Origin of the sequence: Roseobacter sp. (assembly GCF_024639605.1) — a bacterium.
Classification (GTDB): domain Bacteria; phylum Pseudomonadota; class Alphaproteobacteria; order Rhodobacterales; family Rhodobacteraceae; genus Roseobacter.
Window position 1 is genome coordinate 1 of record NZ_JAHEHZ010000135.1, and the last position, 5,851, is coordinate 5,851.

Sequence of the window (5,851 nt, forward strand, 5' to 3'; positions counted from 1 at the left end):
GGGAAAGAGCCGCGGATTGATGGTATGACAGACGTACCCACCGCCCGAGGTGCCGAAATAGATCTCCAGATGGCGCCGGTTGTTCCAGGCAATGGTGGCACAGCGCGCGCTCTCTGACAGTCCCAGACGTCCGAGCGCCGAGGCCAGTCTGCGGGCATTTGCTTCCACCTGCCCCCAGTTTGTGGTTTCGGTGCCGCCGGCGGTATTTACGGACACGATCTCCGCGTCACTGTGATACCGGGCTGCGTGCGAAATAAGTGAGGAGATCAGCAAAGGGGCGTGCATCATCTGTCCGAGCATCAGTCATCTCTCCGGTTTGTTTCCCCGCCGGCACGCGGCCGTGCAGCATTCCACATCAGCCTGCCCCGAGCCATGCTGGCATACAAGTCTTTGCAACGATGGCGCTTCGCGGTACATGCTGGCATATTATGCTGCCATACCACACCCCGCTCAGCCCGGCTCAGCAAAAGAGCCTTGGCATTGATCCGCCCGCTCCGGTGGCGATGGCTGATAAGGTCCGGTTTTCCGAACTCGACGTGCTCCGTCATGTCAACAATGCGGTCTATATGAACTGGTTTGAGCGGCTGCGGATCCGTTATACTCAGAACTGCGGCCTGTCCCGCTATGCGGGCCGGGGCACCGACCCGCGCATTGTGATCCGATCAGGCGCCATACACTACCGCGAGGAAATGCGTATGGACGAGGATTATGTGGTCACCTGCGGCTGCACGGCCTTTCGCACCACGTCTTTCTCACTGCATCAGGAGCTCTGGTCAGACGGGCGCCTGCGCGCGACGCTTGACTGTGTGCTGGTACTGCTGAACCACAACGGCCAGGGGCGTTTTGCTATCCCGGATCACGTGCGCCGCCACTTTTTGGAAACAGACGGTGCCTGTGCCGAATGCTGACGGCCCGCCGCTGCCCGGCTCTATGCCGGGTCCCGGTGCCGGTGGATGAATCCCACAAGCTGTGCGGTTGAGCCGTCTTTGCCGTCTGCCGGTGCCGTGCCTTCGACGACCGGTTGCAATGACGTGGCAAGCTCTTTGCCCAGTTCCACGCCCCACTGATCAAAAGAGTTAATGCCGAGGATCACGCCTTCGACAAAGACACGGTGCTCATAAAGCGCCACGATCTGCCCCAGCGTGAAGGGGTCGAGCAGCGGATAGCTCAGCGTGACCGACGGCCGGTTGCCTTCAAAGACACGATGCTGCGCCTGGCGTTCAAGCTCGTCACCGGTGAAACCTTTCGCGCGCATTTTCTCGCGCGCCTCCTCAGCCGAACGGCCGCGCATCAGCGCTTCTGACTGCGCCAGGCAGTTGGCGATCAGCAGCTGATGATGGTGCGCAAGCTCCGGCTCGTGCCCGTTTGCGGCGATCATGAACTCGCAGGGGATTACCCGCGTGCCCTGATGGATCAGCTGGTAAAAGGCATGCTGCCCGTTGGTGCCCGCGGCCCCCCAGACAACCGGCCCGCTGTCCACGAGCACCGGCGTGCCGTCCATCTGAACGCGCTTGCCGTTTGATTCCATCTCCAGCTGCTGGAAATAGTCAGGCAGTTTCGTCAGGCGCTGGTCATAGGGGAGCACAGCCCGGCTTGCGTGACCACAGACCTGTGCATGCCAGATGCCGGTCAGTGCCAGCAGGACAGGCAGATTTTCCTCAAAGGGAGCGGCCCGGAAATGGCGGTCCATCGCCTCGCCGCCCCGCAGAAAGGCATCGAATGCGTCAGGCCCGATGGCAATCATCACCGACAGCCCGATCGGGCCCCACATGGAATAACGCCCGCCGACCCAGTCCTCGAACCCGAAGACCCGCTCCGGCGGGATGCCGAAATCAGCCGTCAGGTCATCGGCCGTACTGAGGGCTGCGAACTGTGCTGCCGGGTCACCACCGTGGTCGGTCATCCAGGCGCGGGCGGTGCGTGCATTGGTCATGGTTTCTATGGTGGTAAAGGTCTTGGACGCCACAATGACGAGGGTGGTTTTAGCGTCGAGCCCGCGTAGCGTGTCGGCAATATGCGCGCCGTCGACATTCGAGACGAAATGGCAGCGCGGCCCGTCGTGGTAAGGTGAAAGTGCCTCTGCCGCCATTGCGGGCCCGAGATCCGACCCACCGATACCGATGTTGACGACATCGGTGATTTTGCTGCCGCGCACCCCGCGGGCAAAGCGGCGCATGCGCTCAAGGGTTGCCAGAACGCCGGGCATGACATCCTGACCCGCGACGTTGACCGGATCGCCACAAAGATTGCGCAACGCGGTATGCAGAACGGCGCGGCCTTCAGTGTCGTTGATAGCTTCGCCCGTGAACATCGCTTCGCGCTTTTCAGCCACGCCTGCGGCACCGGCCAGGGCAATCAGCGCGTCGCGGATGCCTGCGTCGATGCCGGTCTTTGAATAATCAAAGAGCATATCGCCGGTTTGCGCGCTGAAGTCTTCGGCGCGCCCGGGGGTATCAAAGAGCGACAGAATACTGCGGTCGCCAGAATCCCGTGCCAGCGCCTCAAGCGCATTCCAGTGGTCTGTCAGGCTGCCCAATGTACATCTCCTCCGCCGATCACAGCGCCGACCGGGGCCTCTTCCGGCGGCAGTGTCATGGCTTTTTCAAGTGCGGTGCGTTTGTCCTCCCCGAAGATCACGAGGTGTTTTTCCATGGCGCCATCCAGTACCGGTGCGCTGAGAGAAATCCGCGCCTCCGGCTGGTCTTCAGGGTGCACGGCGCAGAGCATGGGCGCATTTTTATCGAGCGCTGCAGACAGCGTATCAGCGCCTGGGAAAAGCGAGGCGGTGTGCATATCGGCACCCATGCCCAGCAACAGCACCGACACCGGTAGCAGGTGCCCGAGCTCCTGCGACAGCAGCGGTGCGGCCTCATCCGCCGTCATGCCCGCGCGATAAAACGGCACGAACTTTGCCTTTGCCGCAGGGCCGGTCAGCAGGCGCCGTTTGACGAGACCCGCATTCGAGCGCTCATGATCTTCGGGCACCCAGCGTTCATCGGTCAGCATCACGTGCACGCGCTCCCAGTCGAGATCGGCTGCACTCATCACGTCGAAAACCGGCCCGGGCGTTGTGCCGCCAGGGACTGCGAGACTTGCCAGTTCATGCTGTGCAAGGCATTTGCGCAGGCTGCCTGCCAACAGGTTTGCGATCTGCATGACCGCCATCTCGCGGTCGGGATATTCGTGAAATGTCATGGCTATACCTTTCGCCAGGCGCGGTGATCACGCTTCATCATCTGCTCGGCGGCATCGGGGCCGTCACTGTGGCTGTCGTATGGTTTAGGTACCTCGCCGCGCGCCTGCCAGCCCTCGATGATCGGGTCAGTCCAGGCCCAGGCCGCCTCGACCTCGTCACCACGCATAAAGAGCGTCTGGTTGCCGCGGATCACATCCATAATGAGCCGTTCATACGCGTCCACTGTCTCCACCTCATCATGGCTGAGCGCGTCCGCAAAGGTCATATCAAGCGGCACATCAATCAGACGCATCCCCCCGGGGCCGGGTTCCTTGATCGTCACACCGAGGGTGATCCCTTCATCAGGTTGCAGCCGGATGGAAAGCACGTTGCGGTGCCGCCCGGCTTCGTCGCCGAAGATCGAATGCGGGGTGTCTTTGAACACAATCGAGATTTCGGAGGAACGGCGGCTCATCCGCTTGCCTGTGCGCAGATAAAATGGCGTGCCGGCCCACCGCCAGTTGGCGATATGACACTTCATCGCCAGAAAGCTTTCGGTTGAAGAGCGCGGGTTGCCCACCGCCGTACGGTAATCGGGCTGGTTTTCCGCATCGCCGGGCTCTGCCTCGTACTGACCGCGCACGATGTGATGCGGCTCAACAGGTTCAAGCGCGCGGATGACTTTCAGCTTTTCGTCGCGCACCGCGTCGGGGTCAAAGCGTGCCGGCGGTTCCATAGCGATAAGGCACAAAAGCTGCATCAGGTGGTTCTGGACCATATCGCGCATGGCACCGGATTTATCGTAATATTCGCCGCGCCCGCCGACGCCAACCGTTTCGGCCACAGTGATCTGGATGTGATCGACAAACTGGCTGTTCCAGAGCGGCTCAAAAAGCATATTGCCAAAGCGCACAGCCATCAGGTTCTGCACGGTCTCTTTGCCCAGATAATGGTCAATGCGGTAAATCTGATGCTCGTCGAAATACTTTGCGAGGGTATTGTTCAGCTCTCTGGCCGTCTCGAGATCACGCCCGAATGGCTTTTCCACCACGATGCGCGCATTGTCGTCCGCCATGCCATAGCTTTGCAGCCGTTCCGCCAGATCCCCGAAAAGCGATGGCGCAACGGAGAAATAATAGGCCTCAATCCGGCCGCTGTCCGCCATCAGCTTTTGCAGATCTTCCCAGCCGCCGGTGCCGCGTGCGTCAATCGCCACATAACCGATGCGCTCCAGAAAGGCGTCAAGCGTTCCGTCTTCGCATTCTGGCCCGCCCCCGAACTCGCGGATCGCTTCTGCCACCATCTGCTGGTACGCGTCGCTGGACATTTCGCTGCGTGCGGCACCGATGACCCGCGCCTCAGACGGCATCTGCCCGGTGCAGAACCGCCGGAAAAGACCTGGCAGGATCTTGCGGCGGGCCAGATCTCCGGTCCCTCCGAAAATGACAAGGTCGAAAGGATCGACCGGAATGACACGCGAAACCATAGGTTTTATTCCTGATTTGACGGCTGCAAGGATCTCTGACGCCGTGTTAGCGCAAACATACTCAAAAACCAACCGATCACAAGACCGTGCACACCTGTGGGCGGAGGTTTTCTTGCCTTTGCACAGGTCCTGCGCCAAATGTATGCGCAATTCGACCCGAAGGATACCCGGACCCGTGAAAGATACTGCTCAGGCGAATGCGGATAAATTCCGCGACCCGGTGACAACGGCCGGCGGTGAGGCCCGCGCAAGGGTAGCGCTTAACGACCCGAAAACCCTGTGGTTTAACACCGGCACGCTGTGCAACATCGAATGTGTGAACTGTTATATTGAGAGCAGCCCGACGAACGATGCGCTGGTCTATATCACCCGCGCTGAGGTTGAGGAGTATCTCGACCAGATCGAAACGCGCGGCTGGCCGGTCACTGAGATCGCCTTTACAGGCGGCGAGCCCTTTATGAATCCGGACATGACCGGGATCGCGGAAGCGGCACTCGCGCGCGGGTATGAGGTGCTGATCCTGACCAATGCCATGCGTCCGATGATGCGCAAAAAGATGCAGGCGGGGCTTCTGCGGCTCAACGGGGCCTTTCCGGGAAAGCTTACCCTCAGGGTCTCGGTCGATCACTTTGATCCGCTCGTCCATGACGCAGAACGCGGGACCGGTGCGTTCGAAAAGACATTGCGCGGTATGTGCTGGTTGCGTGATCACGGGATCCGCATGGCGGTTGCCGGCCGGTCCGTGATGGCGCAGAGCGAAACGGAAAGCCGCGCGGGGTATGCGGCCTTTTTTGAGCGTCATGGCTTTGACATTGATGCGCAAAATCCTGCGATGACGGTTCTGTTCCCGGAGATGGATGACAGTGTGGATGTGCCCGAAATCACCACCGCCTGCTGGGATATTCTGGGGATCTCGTCCGATGCTCTGATGTGTGCCTCGTCCCGCATGGTGGTCAAACGCAAAGGCGCTGAGCGGCCTGCTGTCCTGGCCTGTACGCTGCTGCCCTATGCGCCTGAGTTTGAGCTGGGTGCGACCCTCGCGGAGGCCGAGGGCGATGTGGCTCTCAACCATCCGCATTGTGCGAAGTTCTGCGTTCTGGGTGGTGGCAGCTGTTCAGCCTGAGGCCGGTTTCTCAATGCAGTGTGAATTCACCCGTTACATTGCGCCACTCGCCCGGATTGATCATTTT

General features: G+C 60.6%; 6 protein-coding genes. 2 read left to right on the forward strand and 4 right to left on the reverse strand.

What is annotated here, in order from left to right:
* Nucleotides 1–300: AMP-binding protein (locus Q0M35_RS14895; RefSeq protein WP_295316674.1), on the reverse strand; the 300-nt coding region annotated here is incomplete at its 3' end.
* Between the two features lie 128 nt (nt 301–428).
* Here Q0M35_RS14895 and Q0M35_RS14900 point away from each other — a divergent pair.
* Nucleotides 429–908, forward strand: coding sequence for an acyl-CoA thioesterase (locus Q0M35_RS14900; protein ID WP_295316676.1), 480 nt, complete (start codon nt 429–431; stop codon nt 906–908).
* Nucleotides 909–928: 20 nt separating this feature from the next.
* On the opposite strand, the gene pgi is transcribed toward Q0M35_RS14900, so the two are convergent.
* Genes pgi through zwf form a run of 3 tightly spaced genes read right to left on the reverse strand, consistent with a single transcriptional unit; the run spans nt 929 to nt 4,661 of the window.
* The gene (gene pgi, locus Q0M35_RS14905; RefSeq protein WP_295316686.1) at nt 929–2,527 is read right to left on the reverse strand and encodes a glucose-6-phosphate isomerase; all 1,599 of its coding nucleotides are present in this window, start codon (nt 2,525–2,527) and stop codon (nt 929–931) included.
* On the reverse strand, nt 2,524–3,195 hold the full coding sequence (pgl, locus tag Q0M35_RS14910; protein WP_295316678.1) for a 6-phosphogluconolactonase: 672 nt from the start codon (nt 3,193–3,195) through the stop codon (nt 2,524–2,526). The genes pgi and pgl overlap by 4 nt, the downstream gene beginning before the upstream one ends.
* A 2-nt stretch (nt 3,196–3,197) precedes the next feature.
* Nucleotides 3,198–4,661: a glucose-6-phosphate dehydrogenase gene (gene zwf, locus Q0M35_RS14915; RefSeq protein WP_295316680.1), complete on the reverse strand. Its 1,464-nt coding sequence runs from the start codon at nt 4,659–4,661 to the stop codon at nt 3,198–3,200.
* A gap of 175 nt (nt 4,662–4,836) precedes the next feature.
* On the opposite strand from zwf, the gene Q0M35_RS14920 reads away from it, so the two are divergent.
* Nucleotides 4,837–5,784 carry a radical SAM protein gene (locus Q0M35_RS14920; protein WP_295316682.1) on the forward strand — a complete coding sequence of 316 codons (948 nt, stop codon included), beginning with the start codon at nt 4,837–4,839 and terminating at the stop codon, nt 5,782–5,784.
* Nucleotides 5,785–5,851: the final 67 nt, after the last annotated feature.